The sequence below is a fragment of the Roseobacter sp. EG26 genome, assembly GCF_049830555.1.
Lineage (GTDB): Bacteria > Pseudomonadota > Alphaproteobacteria > Rhodobacterales > Rhodobacteraceae > Roseobacter.
The window spans coordinates 885,195-906,019 of record NZ_JBNBLH010000001.1 but is presented as its reverse complement, the minus strand read 5'-3'; the positions used below and the strand labels follow the sequence as shown (position 1 = coordinate 906,019).

Below are 20,825 nucleotides of genomic sequence, written 5' to 3'. Positions count from 1 at the left end.
GGGCCGTGATAGACCAGCGCCCAGCCAGCGGCAAGGGAGGCAATGGGTCCGCTGCGCTAATAAAGCCCCCCCGAGCTCAAGGTGCCGAAATTCGCCTTTGGACCCACGGTTGTCTTTTCACCGGTAGACGTGGTCACTTGGGTTGTCTGGCCACTGCCCACCTCTTTGAACAGCGGCAGATCTGCCCCCATGGCAAATCCGCCATCATAGAGCAGTCCGAAGATCGGCTGTTCGCCATCCCGGAAATATTCTGACACAACGGTCTCACCGCTGGCGTCATCGGGCAGACGCGCACCAGTATAGCGGTCGATCTTGATGAAATGCCCCCCGGGCGGCACTTCGAACGGGCCACCACCATATTTCTGTGTGGCCTCCTCCATGAAGCGCTGGAACACCGGGCCGCACATACCGCCGCCTGATGCGCCGCGCCCGAGACCGCGCGGCTGGTCATAGCCAATGTAGCAGCCTGCAACGATATTGCTGGTGAAGCCCACGAACCAGACATCCTTGGCCTCATTGGTGGTGCCTGTCTTGCCCGCTGTCGGCACCGGCAGGTTGACTGTCCGGCTTGCGGTGCCGCGCTCGACCACACCGCGCATCATCGAGGTCAACTGATAGGCCGTCACCGGGTCCATCACCTGTTCGCGGTTGGAGATGATATTGGGTGGAATGCCCGCATCAAGGCTTGCCAATTCGCAGTCATAGCATAGCCGATCGTCGTGACGGTAGATCGTCTTGCCGTAGCGGTCCTGAACCCGGTCAACAAGTGTGGGCTGCACACGCTCGCCGCCATTGGCAAACATCGCATAGGCCGCCACCATCCGGTAAAGCGTGGTTTCTTCCGAGCCCAATGCATTGGCGAGAAACGTGCCCATGTTGTCATAAACACCAAAACGCTCCGCATAATCGGCAACCACATCCATGCCGACCTCTTGTGCGAGGCGAATGGTCATCAGGTTCCGCGAGCGTTCGATCCCGGTGCGCAGGGGCGTGGGGCCGTAAAATTCATTGGACGCATTGCGTGGCCGCCAGAGCCCTTGCGGCGTGTTGATCTCGATCGGCGCGTCCACCACGATCGTGGCCGGTGAATAACCGCTGTCCAGCGCCGAGGCATAGACAAAGGGTTTGAAGCTGGAACCCGGCTGGCGTTTGGCTTGCGTTGCGCGATTGAACACGCTGGACTGGTAGGAAAACCCACCCTGCATCGCCAGAACACGGCCGGTATTGACGTCCATAGCGACAAAGCCGCCCTGAACGCGCGGTACCTGACGCAGCGACCAGCGCACGAAGGTGCCGTCCTCGTCCTTGGTGATGGCGCGCACATGCACCACATCACCGACCTCCAGCAAGTCCCCTGCAACCTTCGCTTTGGATCGCAGCTTGCCCTCAATGGGCTTCTTGCGCGCCCAACCCACATCTTTGGCCGTGATGAAATGGCCGTCTTCGTCCTCGGTCACGCCTTCAATGCCGATGCGGGCATCATTGTCACCTACGGATAAAACCACTGCCGGATACCAGGGGCCGTCAAGCTCGATATCTCGGGCGATCTTGGTCTCAGAGAGCGCTGTGCGCCAGCTTTCCTCATCCTGCAAGCGCTCAGGATCAATCTTGATCCGGGCTTCCCGCCAAATGCCCTGCGACCGGTCGTAATCTTCCAGCGCCCGCCGCAAGGACATGGCCGCGACCGGCTGCAGTTCCTGGTCAATCGTGGCGCGCACCGTCAGACCGCCAGTGAAAAACTCGCCTTCGCCAAAATCTTCGGTCAACTGGCGACGGATTTCATCGGTAAAGTAATCACGTGGCGGCAGTTCCGCCTTGAAACTATCGAAATCGCCGTTCTGGACAGATCTGACCGGGCTTGCCACTTCGACCTCATAGGTCGCGGTGTCGATATAGCCGTTCTCCATCATTTCCTTGAGCACGAAATTCCGCCGCGCCTCCAGCCGATCCTTCTGGCGTACTGGGTGGTAATCACTGGGTGCCTTGGGCAGAGAGGCCAGAAATGCCGCTTCATGCGGCTCAAGATCGCTCAAGGGCTTATTAAAATAGGTTTGCGACGCTGCGGCCACGCCGTAGGAGTTCTGTCCGAGGAAAATCTCGTTGAGGTAAAGTTCAAGAATTTGCTCTTTGCTCAGCGTTTCCTCCAGTCGGGCGGCCAGAATGATCTCCTTGATCTTGCGTTCCGCCTGCCTGTCCCCCGACAGCAGGAAGTTTTTCATGACCTGCTGAGTGATCGTGGAGGCCCCTCGCACGTCTTTGCCACGCGACCGCACCGCATCCACGGCTGCGGCGCCAATGCCGCGCAGATCATAGCCATCGTGGGTGTAGAAGTTCTTGTCCTCAGCGGAGATGAACGCCTGTTTGACCAGATCGGGGATCGTGTCCGCCGGTGCGAAAAGACGACGCTCCTTGGCAAATTCATCAATGATCTGCCCCTGACCGGAATAGATTCTGCTGATCGTGGGAGGCGAATATTGCGCCAGCGATTCGTGGCTGGGCAAATCCCGGCCATACATCCAGAAGATCGCGCCCACGGTGAGCGCGACCATCCCGATGGCCATGGTGATCGTCGTAAAGATGCCGCCAAAAAAGGACAGGATGAATCGCAACAAGAGGATACTCGCTTTGTGCTTGTGATGCCCCGTACATATAGGGATTGCCGGTCCAATGGTCAAAACACGATAGCTGACACAAACGGCTGGAAACTGCCTGTTTCAGGCGCTTTGATGCTATTGTCGAACCAGCGGTCGTTTTGCCGCATCTGCGTCACGCCACGTCAAAATCGCCTGAACCATGCCGTCGACAATCCCCGCGCGCCAAACCGGATCAAGCAAATTGGTCAAATCCCGCTCGCTGGACAGAAATCCGACCTCCACCAGAACAGAAGGAATATCCGCAGATTTCAGAACCGAAAACCCTGCCTTACGCAGGGGTCTGCGGTTCATCGGCCCCCCGGCATCCGCCATGCCCTGTGCCAGTTGGTGCGCCAAAGCGGCTGAGCGGGGTTCGGTTTCCTGACGCGCCAGATCAAGCAGAACACTGGCAATCTGATCATCTGATCCAGTCAGATCGGTCCCTGCGATGATATCCGCCCGGTTATGTCGCGCTGCCAGATGTGCTGTAGCGGTGTCACTCGCCTCATCGGACAACGTGTAGACCGTAGCCCCCTGCGCGCCGCCCTGACTGAGCGCATCGGCGTGGAGTGATAAAAACACATCCGCGCCCGCCCGATGTGCGATGGCCACGCGCCCCTCCAGCGAGACAAATGTGTCTGCTTCCCGGGTCAGAACGACGTCTGCCTGACCGGACCGCAGCAATTCTTCGCGCAATTCAAATGCGATTTTCAGCATCAGGTCTTTCTCGGCGACCTCTTCGCGTTCGGCACCCGGATCAACACCGCCGTGCCCCGGATCAATCGCCACCACAAAGCGCTCATCCGCGACCGGTGCCACAATGTCCGGCCGTGGGGGAGCAGGCCAAAGCGCATCCTGAGGAGCGCCTGACTTTGCGGAAAACTCCTCTGGCGAGGTCTGACCCAGCGCAATCTCCAACGTCGCGCGCCCGGTGGCAGGATCAATAATCATGCCAATACTTTCGGGCAGCAGCGGATCAATCATATCCGCCACCAGTCGCGACCACCCGGGCTGGAAACTGCCGAAACGCAGATCACTGATCATGCCGTCGTCCTGCAGGAAATCGCCTGACCGGACGCCCGTCCAGTCGACCTCTCTGAAATCAATGACCAGGCGCGGCGGATCACTCAGCGTAAAAACACGGTAGGGAACGCCCTGACTGAGCTGCAATGTGAACTTTGCACCGCCGAACCATCCCTCTTCGATGCCGCTTGCATCCACGTCGACGCGCGCGATCGCGGTTAAATCCTGAGACGCCACAGGGGGCGTCAAAATCAGCGCAAGACATGCGAGAAAGGTTCTTGTCCGGGTCATCAACTGCTCTGCCGGTTGTTTTGCGCACCGTACCTCAGCCTCGGCCCGGAGGGAATCCCCGATCAACGCCGATGCATGAATTCCTTGAGGCGGGCCAGGCCTTCGATGATGTCCGCCGTGCTGCGGGCGTATGAGAACCGCAAAGTGCTGTGCCCTCGCAGCGGATCGAAATCCAGTCCCGGGGTCACGGCAACGCCAGCCTCCTGCAAAATGTCCGCGGCAAATGCCCGGCTGTCCTGTGTCAGATCCGACACATCGGCATAGACGTAGAACGCACCGTCAGGCGGCGCAATGCGGGTAAACCCGGCGTCGGGAAGCCCCTCCAGCATCAAGGCGCGGTTGGCGCGGTAAACGTCGAGATTGGCTTGCAACTCGCCCTCTTCATCCATCGCCGCGAGTGCCGCAATCTGACTGGCATGCGGCGCACAAATGAACATGTTTTGCGCAATGCGCTCAACCACGCGGACGTGATTCTCGGGCACGACCATCCAGCCGACACGCCATCCTGTCATCGAAAAATACTTCGAAAACGAATTGATGACGTAGGTTTCATCGGTGATCTGTAACGCAGTCACCGCTTTCGCTTCATACTCAATGCCGTGGTAAATCTCATCCGAGATGAAGGAGGCACCCTGCCCTTGTGCCGCGTCGATCAATGCCCGCATTGCGGGTTCATCCAGCATCGTTCCGGTCGGGTTTGCAGGCGAAGCCACCATAAGGCCCGCCAGATCCAGATGGGCAAAGTCATCGGGTACCGGCTGATAACGGTTTTCAAGCGCGGTGGGCAAATCAACTGGAACGAGGTCGAGGGCGCTGAGAATCTGCCGATAGCTGGGATAACCGGGTGCGCCTATGCCGACCCGATCGCCGGTATCAAAAAGCGCGGTAAAGGCCAGCAAAAATCCGCCCGACGATCCCGGCGTGATCACCACCCTCTCAGGATTAAGATCAACGCCGTACCATTCACCGTACATTCTGGCGATCCTGGCACGCAGCGCAGGCAAGCCCAATGCCACGGTATAGCCAAGTGGGGCGGCCTCCATCGCCTGACTGAGCGCTCTTGACGCCCCCTGCGGCGCGCCCGTCCCAGGTTGACCAACTTCCATGTGAATAACCCTGCGCCCGGTGTCTTCCAGACGTCGTGCCGCCTCCATCACATCCATCACAATGAAGGGATCAACAGACGATCTTCTTGAACTGCGCATGAATTCATTCCACTCTCAGGGTCATGCTCTTTCACCTCTTCTTTCGGTTGACGTCAATCCCGGTGATGATGCTGTGGCTGGTGGTCACACCGCTGCAGGCCCAGAGCCTGTTGCGCGACGCCGATATCGAATATGGGCTCAAACAAATTGCGGCCCCCGTCCTCAGCGCGGCTGGCCTCAGCCCGTCGCGGGTAAAGATACTGGTCGTGAATGACAGCTCTTTGAATGCCTTTGTCGTCAGCAACGATGCGATTTTCGTACATTACGGCCTGATCAATCGCATGGAGTCGGCCGGCATGCTTCAGGCTGTCTTGGCGCATGAGGCCGCACATATCGTGAACGGTCACCTCACCCGCCGATTAACCAACTTGAAAGCAGCGCGCACGGCTGCGGGCCTCGGTCTGGCTCTATCGGCGGTCGCAGCGGCCACTGGCAACGGACGCGCTGCGGGCGGTTTGGCCATCGGCACTCAAAGCTCCGCTCAAGCGCGGTTTTTCAAGCATACCCGCGCTGAAGAAGCCTCTGCCGATCAGGCGGGTATTCGGTTTCTCAAATCTGCCGGCATTGACCCCAAGGGCATGTCCGACATTTTGAACCTGTTCCGGGGTCAGGAAATTCTGGCTGAATCGCGTCAGGACCCCTATTTGCGCAGCCATCCGCTTTCACGGGATCGTCTGCGTGCCGTTGAAGGGTTTGTGGCCGCATATGGCAATACCGGCGCGGAAGATCCCACAGCCGGCTATTGGTTTGAACGGGTCAAAGGAAAGCTCAGCGCCTATACCCGCAATCCCAAATGGACCTTGCGACGATTGAAAGAGAGCCCCTACAAGGATGTCCGTCTGCTGCGCGAAGCCGTTGCGGAGCATCGACAGTCCCGCACAAAACAGGCCCTGCGCGCGATTGACGCCGCCATCGCAGCGCGGCCAAGTGATCCGTTTTATCACGACCAGCGCGGGCAAATTCTGATCGAAACCCGGAATTTTAGCGCAGCCGCAGCTGCCTATGGCCGCGGCGTTCAACTGGCACCCAATGACGCCTTGTTGCTATCGGGCTATGGCCGTGCCTTGCTGGCCAATGGAAACATCAAGAAAGCCAAGCAAACGCTTGAAAAAGCGCGTTCAATTGATTTCAGGGATGGGTCCATGTTGCGGGATTTGTCCGTGGCCTACGCAAAGTCCGGACAAACCGGCATGGCGGCATTGGTGACCGCCGAGCGCTATGCGCTTTCGGGCCGCTTGAAAGATGCGGGCATTCACGCCAAACGGGCCGTAGATTTGTTGCCCACTGGCTCCGGCCCTTGGCAAAGAGCGCAGGATGTGTTGATTGCATCTGAACGCGCTGAAAAAAGGAGATAATCCAATGCTCAAACGTCTGGCCCCGGCCGCAATCGTGATGGCCACTGCATTTGCCGGCCCTTCAGTAGCGCTTGATCTGGAGACCATGTCAGCCGAGGAGCGCGCCCTTTTTCGAGCAGAGGTCCGATCCTATCTTCTGGAAAATCCTGAAGTGATCATGGAGGCGGTAAGGTCATTGGAACAGCGTCAGGCCGAAGCGCAGGAAGAGGCGGATCTGGCTTTGGTTTCTGACAATGCCGATGCGCTTTTTGACGACGGGTTCTCTTTCGTGGGCGGCAACCCTGATGGCGATATTACCCTGGTGGAATTCATGGATTATCGCTGCGGCTACTGCAAACGCGCTTATGGTGAGGTTGAAAAGCTGCTTGAAGCAGACGGAAATATCAGGTTCGTGGTCAAAGAATTCCCGATCCTCGGAGAGCAATCCGTCCTGGCGTCGCGCTATGTCATCGCCGCCAAGCAGCTCGCGGGGGACGAGGCTTACAAAGCACTTCATGACGCTCTGATGGCGTTCAACGGCGATATCACACTTCCCACATTGCATCGGCTTGCCGCAACCTATGGGCTCGATTCAGCAGCAATTGAAGACCGCATGAATGACGACGCCATCACGGAGGAGATCGCCGCGACGCGCGCTCTCGCCCAGAAACTCCAAATCACCGGAACGCCCACGTTCGTCATGCACGATGAGATGTTACGCGGCTATCTGCCCTTTGATCAGATGCGTGCAATCCTTGAGGAAAAACGCGACCTCTGAAGCGCGCCACGAGCTGACTTCCTACTCCGCGGCACTGGGCACGCTGTTTTCCGCATCCAGGATCGCTGCGCGCTCTTCAACCTGTTCGACGATGTGGTCGATCATCTTTTCATTGTCCATCTTGTGGCTTTGTTTACCCGCCAGATAGACCATTCCCGAACCCGCGCCACCACCGGTGAAGCCCACATCCGTCATCAGCGCCTCGCCGGGGCCGTTCACCACACAACCAATGATGCTGAGGCTCATCGGCGTTTTGATATGTTCAAGCCGTTTTTCCAGCTTCTCCACTGTCTTGATCACGTCAAAGCCCTGGCGTGCGCAACTGGGGCAGCTGATGATATTCACCCCGCGGTGGCGCAACCCCAGTGATTTGAGAATCTCGTAGCCAACTTTAACCTCTTCAACCGGATCAGCGGACAAACTGACCCGGATCGTATCACCGATGCCCATCCAAAGCAGGTTGCCAAGGCCAATCGCCGATTTAATGGTCCCGGACGTCAGGCCACCTGCTTCTGTTATGCCGAGATGGATCGGCGCATCAGTGGCTTCAGCCAATTGCTGATACGCCGCCGCCGCCATAAAGACATCGGAGGCTTTGCAGCTGATCTTGAATTCATGAAAGTCATTGTCTTGCAAAATTTTGATATGATCGAGGCCGGATTCCACCATCGCATCGGGGCAAGGCTCTCCGTATTTGTCGAGCAGATGTTTCTCCAGGCTCCCGGCATTGACGCCGATCCTGATCGAACAATTATGATCCCGCGCCGCCTTGATGACATCTTTGACCCTGGATTCGTTACCAATGTTGCCGGGATTGATCCGCAAGCAGGCAGCCCCCGCCTCGGCCGCTTCAATGCCGCGTTTGTAGTGAAAATGAATGTCCGCAACGATGGGCACTGAAACTTCGGGCACGATGTGACGCAGCGCTTTTGAGGACGCCTCATCAGGCACCGAAATCCTGACGATATCGGCGCCGGCGTCGGCCGCAGCCTGAACCTGGGCAATGGTTGCCTTGATGTCCGTCGTGAGCGTGTTTGTCATTGTCTGGACCGTGATCGGGGCATCGCCGCCAACCGGTACGTTGCCAACCATGATCTGACGTGATGTTCGCCGATAAATATTCCGCCAGGGACGTACGTGGTTCAGCGACATCTGCTGTCCTTTGCACAGGAAAGTTACCTGTCAAAATAGAGCGTCATGCCCCAGCCTGCAATGGCCGCATTGAAATTCGAAAAAGAACTATTCGGTCGCCGGAACAAGCGGGAGCTGCAATTCCACAACCGTGGTCGCCAGGGCTTCATCCGCTGACAGATCGGCTACGGTATAACGCGACTTCAGAGCTTCAACCTCAAGCGGCAGATTTGACGTCACGACGCCGGTCTTTCCGACGGGCCCGTAATATTCCCCATTCAGCGCAAAATAGATTGCGCCGCTTTCGCCCGTCCGCAAGACAGGGGGTTCTTCACTGGTCGGGGCATCCCAGGTCTCGCCTGGCTCCATGATCGTCTCGTAGATAACGGTGCCATCGGCTGCGCTGACGCGCACCCAAGAGGGGCGCACCGCGACCATCCGCAACGCAGGGCCCGGCGCAACCACGACCTGAGGAACCTGTGGCGTTGCCGCCAGACCGGCGGTAACCGTCGAGTCAATTGCACCCGCAAAAGAAACCGGCGCCGTCAACGGTGCGTCAACAACACTTGCAAAATTGCCGATGGTGCTGGGGTCAATTGTAGAGATGGGTGCATCGCGTGCGACAAGCACAGGCACATCAAGCGCTTGAGGCCGATAAAGGCGCTCTAGGGCGGCCGCGCGAGGTGCATCTGCAACGCCTGGTTCGGATGACGTTGTATCCGGCGCTGCTGCAAGCACCCCATCCAGCGGATCAAGGTCAGAGAGCACAATCGGCGTCTGTTCAACCGGTGCCACCTGCACGCGCTGGACTTCCTGCAACACCGAATAGCCACCAAAACCGATCGCGGAGATCAGCGCGATCAGCACCAAAGAAGATCCGATCGCCGAGGGTTCGATACCCGAGAAAAAGCCATCTCGTGCCGGGATGAATGGCGTATTGGGACGTTTGAACAAGTCGCCGTCACCCGGCAGTCCAACACGCTCTGGCCGACCTGATTTTTTAACGACGGACGCCTTTGCAGACATCCCATGGGCAACAGCAAAGCCGCTCTCTTCGCAAAAAGCCTCGAAAGCTTCATCCGGATCCATGCCGAGGTAGCGCGCATAAGATCGCACGTAGCCAGCGATAAAGCCGGGCGTGTCAAATGCGTCGGGATCACAATTTTCAATGGCAGCAATATAGGCAGCTTTGATGCGCAATTCGCGCTGAACATCAAGAAGAGATTTACCCATCGTTGCGCGTTCGCCGCGCATCACATCGCCAAGTCGCAATTCGAAATCATCGAACGCCTTGCGTTCGACTTTCTCCTCAACACTCTGTGAGTGTTTACGACCGATCATAATGCCTCTGCCCCGTCTTCCCGTGCCTGCCTAGCGTCGTGGTCAGGCCTTAGAATCGTCCCCACGATTCGTAGCTGACCTCTTGTTTATGTTAGGTTAACACAAGACAACTCTAATTTCATCTAGGTGTATACTAACCTACATCTTCGGCACGATTTAGCGCACAATGTGACCATAATCCGTCCATTGCGTGCACAAGGGCATTCATTTCATCCGGGCCGTGTACAGGCGAAGGCGTAAAGCGCAAGCGCTCGGTGCCACGTGGCACGGTCGGGAAATTGATGGGCTGCACATAAATTCCATGCTCATCCAGCAGCATATCGCTAAGGAGCTTGGTATGTACGGGGTTGCCGACCATTACAGGAACAATGTGGCTGCCATGATCGATGATCGGCAATCCAAGACCTTTGAGTCGCAGTTTCAAAATCCTGGCCTGGGTCTGGTGGGCTTCGCGCAGTTCAGGAGCACGTTTTAGAAAAGCCACAGATGCGGCGGCCCCTGCGGCGACCGCGGGTGGCAGGGAAGTGGTGAAGATGAAACCCGGCGCATAAGACCTTATAGCGTCGCACATTTTGTCTGATGCGGCGATATATCCGCCCATGACGCCAAAGGCTTTGGCGAGGGTGCCATTGATAATATCCAGACGGTGCATCAGGCGCTGCTGCTCCGCCACACCCGCACCGCGTGGACCATACATGCCAACGGCGTGCACCTCGTCGATATAGGTCAGCGCGCCGAACTCATCCGCCAGATCACAAATCGCTTCGATCGGACCAAAATCACCATCCATCGAATAGATCGATTCAAAGGCAATCAGCTTGGGCGCAGCCGGGTCATCTGCCTCCAGAAGTTCACGCAAATGTGCGAGATCGTTATGGCGAAAAATGCGTTTCGCACCGCCATTTCGACGCACACCCTCGATCATTGACGCATGATTCAGCGCGTCAGAATAAATGATCAGCCCCGGGAAAAGCTTTGGCAGTGTCGAAAGCGTCGCATCATTGGCGATATAAGCGGAGGTAAAGAGCAGTGCCGATTCCTTGCCATGTAAATCCGCCAGCTCCGCTTCCAGTCGCTTGTGATAGACCGTTGTTCCGGAAATATTCCGCGTACCACCAGAGCCCGCGCCTGTGGCGTCTATGGCTTCATGCATGGCCTCCAAAACCACTGGATGCTGGCCCATACCCAAGTAATCATTGCCACACCACACCGTGATATCCTGTGTCGTGCCATCCGCGCGCGTCCGTGTGGCGTGAGGAAACTGACCGTTGTGGCGCTCAATATCGATGAAGGTTCGATAGCGGCCTTCTTCGTGCAGGCGCGCAATCGCCTGATCAAGCTGGTCGTTGTAAGTCACCCGGTGTCTCCTCATTCGTTCCCGGTACAGAGCACCTTTGGAATCTTTCTAACAAGTTGAATATATGCCCAATCGTTTATGATCAATATGCTTAGCCTGCGCACCATGTCGCAGCCTTGACATGAATCAAGTCAGGCATCCGCATTTTTTTCTCGGCACCAACACCCCCAACACGCCCGTTCCACCTCTGGACACCGTCGAAACCGCTGCTACGGTCTGGCGCAACAAGAAGGAGCCCCCTGATGTCGCTAGATGCCGTTCTGTCCCGCATTGATTCCGATCTGCCCGAAGCCATGGATCGCCTTTTGGATTTGCTGCGCATTCCATCGATCTCAACCGATCCGGCCTTCAAGCAGGATTGCGACAGGGCGGCGGATTGGCTGGTAGCCGATCTCAACGGTCTTGGCGTCAAAACGGAGAAGCGTACCACCCCGGGGCACCCGATGGTCGTCGGTCATCTGGACGGCGACGGGCCGCATCTTCTTTTCTACGGGCATTACGATGTGCAGCCGGTGGACCCGCTGGAATTGTGGGACCGTGATCCTTTTGATCCGCAGATCGAACAAACGGTCAAAGGTCAGGTGATCCGGGGACGCGGATCATCGGATGACAAGGGCCAGTTGATGACGTTCATCGAAGCCTGCCGCGCCTGGAAAGCCGTGCATGGCAGCCTGCCCTGCAAATTGACGTTTTTCCTCGAAGGCGAAGAGGAAAGTGGCTCGCCTTCGCTTGTGCCATTTATGGAAGAAAACGCCGAGGAGTTGAAATCTGACATCGCCTTGATCTGTGACACCGGGCTCTTTGAAAGCAAAACCCCGGCCATTGTCACCATGCTGCGGGGCCTCTTGGGTGAGGAAATCACCATCACCGGCCCGGACATGGATTTGCATTCCGGCATGTATGGGGGCGTCGCCATCAATCCCATTCGGGTCATGTCGCGCATTCTGGCATCGCTGCATGACGATGAGGGGCGGATCACCATCCCGGCGTTTTACGACGGCGTGCCGGAACTTTCCGACGAGTTGGAAGCCCAATGGCAGGGGCTGGCCTTTGACCATAACACGTTTCTGGGGGATGTCGGCCTGTCGCGGCCCGCAGGCGAGCAGGACCGCACACCGCTTGAGATGATCTGGTCGCGCCCAACCTGCGAGATCAACGGCATCTGGGGCGGCTATACCGGCGATGGCTTCAAGACCGTTTTGCCTTCAAAAGCGCAGGCCAAAGTCAGTTTCAGGCTAGTGGGCGATCAGGATCCGCTCGCCATCCGCGAAAACTTCCGCAAAATGGTACGGGATATGTTGCCGGAAGACTGCGAGGTCAGCTTTGGCGGTCACGGTGCCAGCAAGGCTTCCATGACCGAGACGGAAAACCCTGCATTTGACGCAGCCCGCAAAGCGCTCAGCGATGAATGGCAGGTGCCTGCCGCTTATGTGGGCTGCGGCGGGTCGATCCCCATCGCCGGATTTTTCCAGAATATTCTGGGAACGACGCCTATGCTCGTCGGGTTTGGCAAAGATGATGACGCCATTCATTCTCCGAACGAAAAATACGATGTGGAAAGCTTTCACAAAGGCATCCGCAGCTGGGCCCGCATTCTGGAAGCGCTCACCTGACATGCATCGGTTGCCGGTCCCGGACCCGGACTGAGACCGGCAGCGGAGGGTCCCTGATATGCAAGGCTTTGAAAAGAACACCGCTGAGGTCAATGGGCAACATATCCATTTCGCCAGATGTGGATCTGGGCCTGCGCTCCTGTTGTTGCATGGTTTCCCCCAGACCCATGCGATGTGGCAGCAGATCGCACCGCGCCTGAGCGAAAATTTCACGGTGATTGCCCCTGACCTGCGTGGATACGGAGCCAGCTCGAAACCGGAAGGCACAGACAACTATTCCTTTCGGCACATGGCGCAGGATCAGCTGGCCCTGATGGATCACCTGGGGCATTCCGCCTTCCATATTGCCGGGCATGATCGGGGGGGGCGTGTGGCCCATCGGCTGGCGCTTGACGCGCCGGAGCGGACCCCTCAGCCTGACTGTCATGGATATCGTCCCGACCCACCTGCTTCTTGATCAACTCACAAGACAGGTCGCAACCGCTTATTACCATTGGTTTTTTCTGGCCCAACCCGCGCTGTTTCCTGAAAACATGATCGCAAAAGACCCAGACACCTATTTTGAGAGCTGTCTGTTGGGCTGGGGGGCGGCCAAACTATCCGATTTTGCGCCCGACGCCTTGGAAGCTTACAGAAATGCCTGGCGCGATCCCGATGCGATCCGCGGGATGTGTGCCGATTACCGCGCTGCCCTGCACATAGATTTCGACCTCGATGCGGCTGATCTCCACCGCAGGGTCACCTGCCCTTCGTTGGTCCTCTATGGTGCTGAAGGCGCGATGGCACGGGCTTTCGATGTGCCACAAACCTGGCGGGATCGCCTCGACAATATGGCGCAGGCGGCTGTTCCGGGCGGGCATTTCTTCATCGACCAATCGCCGGAACCGAGTTTTCAGGTTCTTTCCAGTTTCCTCAGACGCGTATCTGCTTCAAACCACTGACGGATCAAAACTGTCCCGGTGTTCAAGCTGAAGGAAGTGGCGCGGTTGACGGGGCTCGAACCCGCGACCCCCGGCGTGACAGGCCGGTACTCTAACCATCTGAGCTACAACCGCGCGATGACCGGCGGAATAGGCCAAGAGGTTTCAGGCGTCAATAGGCTGGCGGCCAGATTGCGTTCATATTCTCTCCGAAACCCGGCGGATCATAGTTCACCACTTCACCCGTTAAATCGTGTTAACCTTTCAAAGGCGCAACTACGACGCCACGTCCTGAAGGGGAAAGAAGATGTTTGTGCGTGTGACGCATTACCAGATGAAACCTGAATCAGTTTCCGCAATGACCGGAATACTGAACGATCTCAAAGAGCAGGTTATGGCGCTGCCGGGATTGCAGCAGTTCATCAACACAATCAATGAAGATGGCAGCGGATGTGTGATCTCCATCGTTGAAAATCAGGAGATTTCAGACAGCAACGCCAGCGCTGTTGCGGCACTCTGGGCCAACTTCCAGGACCACCTTGTGGCTCCACCAACGGCAAAAGGGTATGACCTGCTGGCCAACTGGCGCAACTGAGAGAACCCCGAAAAAGCAAAAAGGGACCGGAAGGTCCCTTTTCAAGCAGCGGTGGCGCGGTTGACGGGGCTCGAACCCGCGACCCCCGGCGTGACAGGCCGGTACTCTAACCATCTGAGCTACAACCGCCCACTGCACGTGCAAACCATGTTGCGCGTTGGGACGTCTTATGGCGCGGCTCGGAGCACGTCAAGCGGGTTGCGCATTTGTCAGGGATTTTTTTGACGTCACATCACCTTCACGCGCAAATTCTCGCTAGAGGGTGCTGGCTTTACCTGTCTGATCGGTCAAATCTGCGCGAATATGACCCGCCAATTCTGCACCCCAGCGCGCATATAGCGCCGCACCGGGATGGAATCCATCAGACGCCATCGTTTCGGGGTCGAGCCCCCAATCCGGTTGAACGATCTGAACCGTACTTCCAGTGCGCGTTGTCTGCTCCAGCGCGCGCGCCAAAACCTCAGCTTTGTGTCCCAGAAAGCGGGCCAGAGAGCCGGGTAACGCCGGGAAGGATCCCAGAGGCGGCACCGACGTGGCATAGATCCGGCGCACGGAAAATCGCTTGGTAAGAATCGCATGCAACGCCGTGGTTTCATCGACCCATTTCTCGGCGGGGCGCAATCGGGTCACATCGTTGACGCCCAATGCCGTCACCGCAACATCAAACGCATCTGCGGGTGCAGTTTCCAGAACTTTCGTCAATTTACGCGTCGTCAGACCGGTTTGCGCAATCAGCCGCCATGTCACAGTGTAGTTCCGAGCCAAGCTTCCGACGAGGTGCCCTGAAAGCGCGTCTTCCTGCCGGTCCACGCCGACACCTGCGGCCGAGGAATCCCCGACAATCAATAGCCGCAGCGCCGGACCCCTTCCGGCACCCCCCTGACGTTCGCCCGGTGGTTCCGGAAGCCTGGGCGTCCGCAAAATAACATAAATGGCTTGCCCGATCAGCACCGGAACCAGCGCCCTGCTGGAGGTTCCCCAAAACGCGTTCAACGGTCTGGCAGGGGAATGTATTCCGCATCATCACCGGGAGGTAGCTGGAACCGTCCATGCGCCCAATCACCGGCCCGCCACGCCTCCTTGGCGGCGTCAATGCGATCCTTGGACGACGCAACAAAGTTCCACCAGATATGTCTGGGGCCATTCAGCGTCGCGCCACCCAGCAGCATCAGACGCGCACCTTCCTCGCCCGCCTGCACCGAGATCTGATCGCCGGGTCGGAAGACCAGCATTTGCCCCGCATCGAAAACATCGCCCGCGACAATAATCGACCCCGAGATCAGATATACGCCGCGATCCTCATGGTCATCGGGCAAGGGCAACCGTGCATGTGCCTCCAAAAGAGCGTCGGCATAGAAGGTTTCGGAATACGTCTTTACGGGCGCCGTCTCACCGTAGGCCGTACCGAGGATCAGGCGCAGCTGCTTACCCTCCCCCTCCAACATCGGCAGCATGTCCTTGGGCGCGTGCTCAAAGGCCGCCGTATCGTCCTCTGCCTCTTCCGGCAGGGCAACCCATGTCTGCAATCCAAACAGATTATGTGGTTTTTTACGGATCTCTCCATCCGTTCGCTCTGAATGGGTAATGCCATGCCCGGCAACCATCCAGTTTACCGCCCCCGGTTCAATCCATTGGTCCGTTCCGAGGCTGTCGCGATGATGGATCTTGCCCTTGTACAGATAGGTTACCGTCGCCAGACCAATATGCGGATGCGGGCGGACATCGATGCCCTTGCCGGTAAGAAATTCCGCAGGACCCATCTGGTCAAAGAATATGAACGGGCCCACCATCTGCCGCTTGGGCGCAGGCAAAGCACGGCGCACTTCAAAACCACCCAGATCGCGGGCGCGGGGCACAATCACGGTTTCAATTGCGTCCACCGCGTCGCCCACCGGGCAATCGGGATCAAGGGACGGGTTCCAACTCATCTTGCGGCACCTCCACTGTTGTCCACAGAGAGCCTAGCGCAACCCGGACACCGGTCAAATCAGCAAAGACTAGATTTTGCGCTGCCCGCGACCCGGCCGGTTGGGCACCGTGGTATCGTCTATGCGTCGGGCCGCCTGATCCAACCGTGCCGCCATATGAATGATCTCCGACACATCGCCTGCGGATTGCTCAAGCGCCATCTCGTAGGCGGCATATTCAAGGAATTGCGCTGCAAGCTGCATGGCTTTGCGCACACGCTCCCCATTAGGCAACACGTCAAGCGCGGCCAAGGCCGATGAAAGGTCCACAACCTCGATGAAGTCATCGTCCGTCGGAGCGGTCATACCGTGTCCGCCTTAACCCAAATGCGTCCGTCTTCGACCGGTCAATTACCAGCCTTCAAGCCCTGGACGGTTCTACAATCGCTTTCTGACCTTTCGATCGGAAAGCATGCACATGCCACGCTGCTATAAACCCATTGTTTACCTATTCGACTTCGAGCAGAAGACGTCTTTTGCATAGATATTTATGCAAATTAACTTTTTCTCAATAATGTGACAATTGTCAACTTATGGTAGTTCACCTGAGACATTTTAACACGCATAGCGGTAAAAATGATCCAGTTTAGACTATTGCACCCGGCGCAAGGGAAGATTTTCAGGTCCGCTGAATATCTCCAGAACCTCTGACGACGACCGCTCGATTTTGGCCGCGCAATTGATCAGCTCGGCAACGTAGGATGCGGTGTGTTTCCCGGCGATCTCATAGGCAGAGAATTCAACCAGCTGCGCAGCAAGGCGAAGGGCCTGACCAGCGCGCTCCGGCTCAGGAAACTTCTCCAAATGATCCGCAAATGGCACGTCGCCAGTTTCCCGCGCTCTCGCGTCGATCTCTTGCAGCTCCGCCATAGATCCCTTGAAGTTGCCCATCTGGCGTCCCCTCATTACTCATCGTACGGACTTATATCCCGCCCTTTCAAGAAGAGGCACAGGTCGCATGTGCCACTCAAAGAGTGAAATACTCTTTTGTATCAAATTGCTGCATCGGCGAAATTATGCCGGTTGCATAAAATAGATACAAAGCAGAGGGAGATGGTGGGTCGTGAGAGGCTCGAACTCCCGACATCTTCGGTGTAAACGAAGCGCTCTACCAACTGAGCTAACGACCCGATGACGCGTGGTTTAGTCAAAGTCGCGCATGGCTTCAAGCCCCTATCGACAAGCGTTTCATTTCTTTGTTCTCAAGATGGTAGACAACCCCCTGCCCGCCCGGTAACCGGCCGATTTCGGATATATCCATCTCCAGAATGATCAGGCGCAACATGCGTGAGGTGATTCCATGTGTCACCAGCACCGATGGCTGGGAGAGCCTTTCAAGAAACGCCCGGCAACGCGCGTGAAGAGCGACAAATCCTTCTCCGCCCGGGGCTCTTTCGTATAGGTCCAACGCGCTTTCTTCACTCTCATCCATGGGGCGATCAATGATCAGTTCATCGCGCCGCATGCCTTCCCATTCTCCAACCGCGATTTCCGACAAGCATTGATCTGTGTTGATGGCAGCCACCAGACCATCCAATGCGATGGAGGCCGTATGAAATGCCCGGCCCTGCGGGCTGCACAACGCTTGAAAACCAGTAAGATCGCAGCTTCCCAATATCTGGCGTTGGGCGCGGGCCTGCGCGCGTCCCTGTTCGGTCAACGGGGAATCAAGGCGTCCCTGAATCCGGTGCTGGGCATTCCATTCAGTCTGGCCGTGGCGCAGGATGTAGACTGGCGGTATCATCTTTTGAGCTCTCTTGATCAGGCCGACAAACCTGTCCCTGACGCAGTTGCTTCTGGATGGCAAGCAGCGGGTTCCGTAGATGCGGCGTTTTTGAACAGCGGGGGTTCGACTGGCAGGCGCAAGCGGAATGCAGATTGGCGCATTTCGCAAGTACCAATTCTCTCCACCCCCACTATCTTAACGGGAATAAAGCCACCACAACGACCAGGGAGCCAGACGATGACGATCGAATTGAAACTCAACGGGACGACGCATCACGTCGATGCAGAACCGGGAACACCGCTGCTTTGGGTGATCCGCGATGACCTCAAGATGACCGGTACAAAGTTCGGATGTGGTGTCGCTGCCTGCGGGGCCTGCACGGTACATGTTGATGGCGAACCCGTCAGATCATGCCAAACCTACATCGAAGATGTTGAAGGCTCCGAGATTACCACGATCGAAGGTCTCGGTTCAGACGCCGCAAAAGCCGTCCAGACCGCCTGGGCCGAGCTGGATGTGGTTCAGTGCGGGTATTGCCAATCAGGGCAGATCATGTCCGCTGTCGGCCTGCTGACTGAAAACAAATCCCCAAGCGTCGCTGAAATCGACGACTACATGAACGGCAATGCCTGCCGCTGCGCCACCTACCAACGCATTCGAGCCGCCATCCAGCGCGCCTCAGAACTGATGGAGGCCTGATCCATGACACTCAACACAACCCGTAGAAGCTTTCTCGCATCCGCCGCCGCAGCCGGTGGCCTGCTAGCCATCGGCGTGACCCCCAAGGGTGCTCTGGCCAAGGCAGGTGGGAATGCGCTGAACCCATTTGTGACAGTCTCCTCTGATGGCACTGTCACAGCGATCCTCAAACATTTCGAAAAGGGGCAAGGTACTGCGACCGGGCTTTCGACGCTGATCGCAGAAGAAATGAACATGAGCCTGGATGCGATCGAGTTCGAATTCGCGCCTTCAAACCCCGATGTCTATAACAACCTGGCGTTTGGTCCGTTCCAGGGCACAGGGGGTTCCACCGCCATCGCCAATTCATACATGCAGTACCGGATGGCTGGCGCTGCTGCGCGCGAAATGCTGATCACAGCCGCCGCGCGGCGTTGGAATGCCGACCCGGCTGATCTGACCTTGCTCGATGGCGTTATTTCAGGTGCCGGAAAAGAGGGCATGATCGGAGAGTTCGTGGCTGAGGCAGCAACGCTCGACGTGCCCTCAGAGCCCACGCTCAAAGATCCATCCGCCTTCCGGGTCATCGGGGATGCGTCGGTTCATCGAAAGGATCAGGACGCCAAAATCAACGGAACCGCCGTTTACGCGATGGATATCCAACTCGAAAACCAGATGGTGGTGGTGATCAAGAGGTCACCGCGCATGGGGGGTACCGTCGCATCGTTTGATGCTGTGGGCGCGCAGAGCGTCAAAGGCTTCATCCAGGCGCTGGCGCTGCCCAACGGAGCGGGGGTCGCGATCTATGCCGACAAGACCTGGGCAGCTTTTCAGGCACGCGAAGCGGTTGAAGTTGAATGGGATTTCTCGTCCGCGGAAAGCCGCAGTTCGGAAGATATCAAACGCGAGCTCTTTGCAGCGCTTGACGATACATCGGAATTTGACGCGTCATCGGAGGCTGAACTGTCTGACACGCTTGCCGCCATCGAGGGTGCCGAGAAGGTTGTTGAGGAGACGTTTTACTTCCCACTGCTGGCGCATGCTCCCATGGAGCCATTAGGAGCCACAATCGAACCGCTTGCAGATGGCAGTGTGGTGATTCACGACGGTGCGCAGTTTCCCACCAATGACCATTCGGTGCTCTCCAGCATTCTCGAATTGCCGATGGAAAAGGTGAAGGTGAATACTATCCTGGCCGGTGGCTCCTTCGGTCGCCGCGCAACACCGACGGCCGACTATCAGGTGGAAATCGCGCTGGCTTTTGCCATGACGGATCGCACGCGCCCGGTAAAACTGGTCTGGTCGCGCGAGGACGATATCACTGCCGGTTACTATCGCCCGGCGTTCGCTCACAAGGTCCGAGTGGGGCTGGACAGCGATGGGAAAATCGTGGGCTGGGATCATCGCATTGCAGGTCAATCCATTTTCAAAGGTACCTTCTTTGAGAGCGTGATCGTGCATGACGGGATTGATCACTCATCGGTCGAGGGCGCTGCGGATACGCCTTACGCGATCCCGGGCATGCATTTTGGTCTGACGGATAACAAACCTGCAACCACGCTGCTTTGGTGGCGATCCGTCGGGCACAGCCATACCGCTTATGTCATGGAAAGCATGATGGATATTGCGGCCAAGGCAGCAGGCAAGGATGCGGTGGCCTTCCGGCTTGAATACCTCGCGGGCGACACTCCCGACCAACAGCGCAAAGCTGCGGTCCTTGAGCGTGCCGCGGAAAAAGCCGGTTGGGGCAAGGCAGCCGACGGTCGGAGCCAGGGCGTTGCCGTGCACAAATCATTTGGCTCCTTTGTTGCAGAAGTTGCCGAGATTTCACGAGACGAGGATGGCGCGATCAAGATCGAGAAGATCACGGCCGCCGTCGATTGCGGATTGGCCATCAATCCTGATGTGATCAAGGCCCAGATCGAAGGTGGGATCGGCTATGGCATCGGACACGCCATGCGCAACGAAATTACCCTGACCGAGGGCGCTGCGGATCAGGTCAATTTCCCTGACTATGAGCCGTTGCGCATTCACGACATCGCCGCGATTGAGACGCACATCATCCCCTCCGCCGAAGCCCCGACAGGCATTGGCGAGCCGGGAACGCCCCCTGCCGGACCGGCGCTTGCAAACGCGATTGCCGCCGATGGGCCCCGGATCACTTCGCTGCCGATGATCAACGAAGGCGTTGAATTCGTTTAGGGATTGGATCACAGCGACGCCCAGATCAACA

Annotated in this window: 19 protein-coding genes and 3 tRNA genes; 8 read left to right on the top strand and 14 right to left on the bottom strand. The window is 57.4% G+C overall.

The features are described from left to right. Positions 1-56 precede the first annotated feature (56 nt). The 3 genes from ACOTTU_RS04460 to ACOTTU_RS04450 all read right to left on the bottom strand — a co-directional run bounded on the left by ACOTTU_RS04460 (position 57) and on the right by ACOTTU_RS04450 (position 5,152). Positions 57-2,612, bottom strand: coding sequence for a penicillin-binding protein 1A (locus ACOTTU_RS04460; protein WP_425656219.1), 2,556 nt, complete (start codon positions 2,610-2,612; stop codon positions 57-59). Positions 2,613-2,729: 117 nt separating this feature from the next. Further along, positions 2,730-3,947 carry an N-acetylmuramoyl-L-alanine amidase gene (locus ACOTTU_RS04455; RefSeq protein WP_425656218.1) on the bottom strand — a complete coding sequence of 406 codons (1,218 nt, stop codon included), beginning with the start codon at positions 3,945-3,947 and terminating at the stop codon, positions 2,730-2,732. Between the two features lie 62 nt (positions 3,948-4,009). Beyond that, on the bottom strand, positions 4,010-5,152 hold the full coding sequence (locus tag ACOTTU_RS04450; protein WP_425656217.1) for a pyridoxal phosphate-dependent aminotransferase: 1,143 nt from the start codon (positions 5,150-5,152) through the stop codon (positions 4,010-4,012). Positions 5,153-5,175: 23 nt separating this feature from the next. On the opposite strand from ACOTTU_RS04450, the gene ACOTTU_RS04445 reads away from it, so the two are divergent. Next, on the top strand, positions 5,176-6,507 hold the full coding sequence (locus tag ACOTTU_RS04445) for a M48 family metalloprotease (RefSeq protein ID WP_425656216.1): 1,332 nt from the start codon (positions 5,176-5,178) through the stop codon (positions 6,505-6,507). 4 nt (positions 6,508-6,511) lie between these two features. Then, complete coding sequence (locus ACOTTU_RS04440) at positions 6,512-7,264, top strand: DsbA family protein (protein WP_425656215.1); 753 nt, start codon at positions 6,512-6,514, stop codon at positions 7,262-7,264. 21 nt (positions 7,265-7,285) lie between these two features. Here ACOTTU_RS04440 and ispG read toward each other — a convergent pair whose 3' ends face one another. The 3 genes from ispG to hemA form a co-directional block, all read right to left on the bottom strand. Next, the gene (gene ispG / locus ACOTTU_RS04435; RefSeq protein WP_425656214.1) at positions 7,286-8,416 is read right to left on the bottom strand and encodes a flavodoxin-dependent (E)-4-hydroxy-3-methylbut-2-enyl-diphosphate synthase; all 1,131 of its coding nucleotides are present in this window, start codon (positions 8,414-8,416) and stop codon (positions 7,286-7,288) included. A gap of 87 nt (positions 8,417-8,503) precedes the next feature. Then, a complete protein-coding gene (locus tag ACOTTU_RS04430) occupies positions 8,504-9,736 on the bottom strand; it encodes a helix-turn-helix domain-containing protein (RefSeq protein ID WP_425656213.1) in 1,233 nt (410 codons plus the stop codon). A 133-nt stretch (positions 9,737-9,869) separates the two neighbouring features. After that, positions 9,870-11,093, bottom strand: coding sequence for a 5-aminolevulinate synthase (gene hemA / locus ACOTTU_RS04425; RefSeq protein WP_298917896.1), 1,224 nt, complete (start codon positions 11,091-11,093; stop codon positions 9,870-9,872). Positions 11,094-11,335: 242 nt separating this feature from the next. On the opposite strand from hemA, the gene ACOTTU_RS04420 reads away from it, so the two are divergent. From ACOTTU_RS04420 to ACOTTU_RS04410, 3 genes are read left to right on the top strand one after another with little or no spacing between them, the layout of a single operon-like run. Then, positions 11,336-12,706, top strand: coding sequence for a M20/M25/M40 family metallo-hydrolase (locus tag ACOTTU_RS04420; protein ID WP_425656212.1), 1,371 nt, complete (start codon positions 11,336-11,338; stop codon positions 12,704-12,706). Between the two features lie 58 nt (positions 12,707-12,764). After that, positions 12,765-13,163 (top strand): alpha/beta fold hydrolase, encoded by a 399-nt coding sequence (locus ACOTTU_RS04415; RefSeq protein WP_425656211.1) that lies wholly within the window; start codon positions 12,765-12,767, stop codon positions 13,161-13,163. Then, positions 13,132-13,647 carry an alpha/beta fold hydrolase gene (locus ACOTTU_RS04410; RefSeq protein ID WP_425656210.1) on the top strand — a complete coding sequence of 172 codons (516 nt, stop codon included), beginning with the start codon at positions 13,132-13,134 and terminating at the stop codon, positions 13,645-13,647. Before ACOTTU_RS04415 ends, ACOTTU_RS04410 begins: the two co-directional genes overlap by 32 nt. Before the next feature lie 37 nt (positions 13,648-13,684). On the opposite strand, the gene ACOTTU_RS04405 is transcribed toward ACOTTU_RS04410, so the two are convergent. Next, positions 13,685-13,761, bottom strand: a tRNA-Asp gene (locus tag ACOTTU_RS04405). Positions 13,762-13,984: 223 nt separating this feature from the next. On the opposite strand from ACOTTU_RS04405, the gene ACOTTU_RS04400 reads away from it, so the two are divergent. Next, on the top strand, positions 13,985-14,221 hold the full coding sequence (locus ACOTTU_RS04400; protein ID WP_425656209.1) for a hypothetical protein: 237 nt from the start codon (positions 13,985-13,987) through the stop codon (positions 14,219-14,221). 52 nt (positions 14,222-14,273) lie between these two features. Here ACOTTU_RS04400 and ACOTTU_RS04395 read toward each other — a convergent pair. The 7 genes from ACOTTU_RS04395 to ACOTTU_RS04365 form a co-directional block, all read right to left on the bottom strand. Next, a tRNA-Asp gene (locus tag ACOTTU_RS04395) sits at positions 14,274-14,350 on the bottom strand. A gap of 126 nt (positions 14,351-14,476) precedes the next feature. Then, a complete protein-coding gene (locus ACOTTU_RS04390; protein WP_425656208.1) occupies positions 14,477-15,214 on the bottom strand; it encodes an SGNH/GDSL hydrolase family protein in 738 nt (245 codons plus the stop codon). Then, on the bottom strand, positions 15,211-16,149 hold the full coding sequence (locus ACOTTU_RS04385; protein ID WP_425656207.1) for a pirin family protein: 939 nt from the start codon (positions 16,147-16,149) through the stop codon (positions 15,211-15,213). Before ACOTTU_RS04385 ends, ACOTTU_RS04390 begins: the two co-directional genes overlap by 4 nt. Before the next feature lie 69 nt (positions 16,150-16,218). Next, entirely contained in the window at positions 16,219-16,494 is a 276-nt protein-coding gene (locus ACOTTU_RS04380) for a hypothetical protein (RefSeq protein ID WP_298917881.1), read from the bottom strand. Positions 16,495-16,779: 285 nt separating this feature from the next. Beyond that, a complete protein-coding gene (locus ACOTTU_RS04375) occupies positions 16,780-17,079 on the bottom strand; it encodes a hypothetical protein (protein WP_425656206.1) in 300 nt (99 codons plus the stop codon). 163 nt (positions 17,080-17,242) lie between these two features. Further along, positions 17,243-17,318: transfer RNA gene (locus tag ACOTTU_RS04370), tRNA-Val, on the bottom strand. A 35-nt stretch (positions 17,319-17,353) separates the two neighbouring features. Continuing rightward, a complete protein-coding gene (locus ACOTTU_RS04365; protein ID WP_425656205.1) occupies positions 17,354-17,932 on the bottom strand; it encodes a histidine phosphatase family protein in 579 nt (192 codons plus the stop codon). Positions 17,933-18,151: 219 nt separating this feature from the next. On the opposite strand from ACOTTU_RS04365, the gene ACOTTU_RS04360 reads away from it, so the two are divergent. Next, on the top strand, positions 18,152-18,613 hold the full coding sequence (locus ACOTTU_RS04360) for a (2Fe-2S)-binding protein (RefSeq protein WP_425656204.1): 462 nt from the start codon (positions 18,152-18,154) through the stop codon (positions 18,611-18,613). Between the two features lie 3 nt (positions 18,614-18,616). Beyond that, positions 18,617-20,794, top strand: a complete 2,178-nt coding sequence (locus tag ACOTTU_RS04355) for a molybdopterin cofactor-binding domain-containing protein (protein WP_425656203.1) — start codon at positions 18,617-18,619, stop codon at positions 20,792-20,794. Positions 20,795-20,825 lie beyond the last annotated feature (31 nt).

Excerpts from the sequence above, each read along its gene's own strand:
- ACOTTU_RS04455 (WP_425656218.1), bottom strand. The coding sequence starts at position 3,947 with ATGACCCGGACAAGAACCTTTCTCGCATGTCTTGCGCTGATTTTGACG.
- ACOTTU_RS04450 (WP_425656217.1), bottom strand. The coding sequence starts at position 5,152 with ATGCGCAGTTCAAGAAGATCGTCTGTTGATCCCTTCATTGTGATGGAT.
- ACOTTU_RS04445 (WP_425656216.1), top strand. The coding sequence starts at position 5,176 with ATGCTCTTTCACCTCTTCTTTCGGTTGACGTCAATCCCGGTGATGATG.
- ACOTTU_RS04440 (WP_425656215.1), top strand. The coding sequence starts at position 6,512 with ATGCTCAAACGTCTGGCCCCGGCCGCAATCGTGATGGCCACTGCATTT.
- ispG (WP_425656214.1), bottom strand. The coding sequence starts at position 8,416 with ATGTCGCTGAACCACGTACGTCCCTGGCGGAATATTTATCGGCGAACA.
- ACOTTU_RS04430 (WP_425656213.1), bottom strand. The coding sequence starts at position 9,736 with ATGATCGGTCGTAAACACTCACAGAGTGTTGAGGAGAAAGTCGAACGC.
- ACOTTU_RS04420 (WP_425656212.1), top strand. The coding sequence starts at position 11,336 with ATGTCGCTAGATGCCGTTCTGTCCCGCATTGATTCCGATCTGCCCGAA.
- ACOTTU_RS04415 (WP_425656211.1), top strand. The coding sequence starts at position 12,765 with ATGCAAGGCTTTGAAAAGAACACCGCTGAGGTCAATGGGCAACATATC.
- ACOTTU_RS04410 (WP_425656210.1), top strand. The coding sequence starts at position 13,132 with ATGGATATCGTCCCGACCCACCTGCTTCTTGATCAACTCACAAGACAG.
- ACOTTU_RS04400 (WP_425656209.1), top strand. The coding sequence starts at position 13,985 with ATGACCGGAATACTGAACGATCTCAAAGAGCAGGTTATGGCGCTGCCG.
- ACOTTU_RS04385 (WP_425656207.1), bottom strand. The coding sequence starts at position 16,149 with ATGAGTTGGAACCCGTCCCTTGATCCCGATTGCCCGGTGGGCGACGCG.
- ACOTTU_RS04380 (WP_298917881.1), bottom strand. The coding sequence starts at position 16,494 with ATGACCGCTCCGACGGACGATGACTTCATCGAGGTTGTGGACCTTTCA.
- ACOTTU_RS04375 (WP_425656206.1), bottom strand. The coding sequence starts at position 17,079 with ATGGGCAACTTCAAGGGATCTATGGCGGAGCTGCAAGAGATCGACGCG.
- ACOTTU_RS04365 (WP_425656205.1), bottom strand. The coding sequence starts at position 17,932 with ATGATACCGCCAGTCTACATCCTGCGCCACGGCCAGACTGAATGGAAT.
- ACOTTU_RS04360 (WP_425656204.1), top strand. The coding sequence starts at position 18,152 with ATGACGATCGAATTGAAACTCAACGGGACGACGCATCACGTCGATGCA.
- ACOTTU_RS04355 (WP_425656203.1), top strand. The coding sequence starts at position 18,617 with ATGACACTCAACACAACCCGTAGAAGCTTTCTCGCATCCGCCGCCGCA.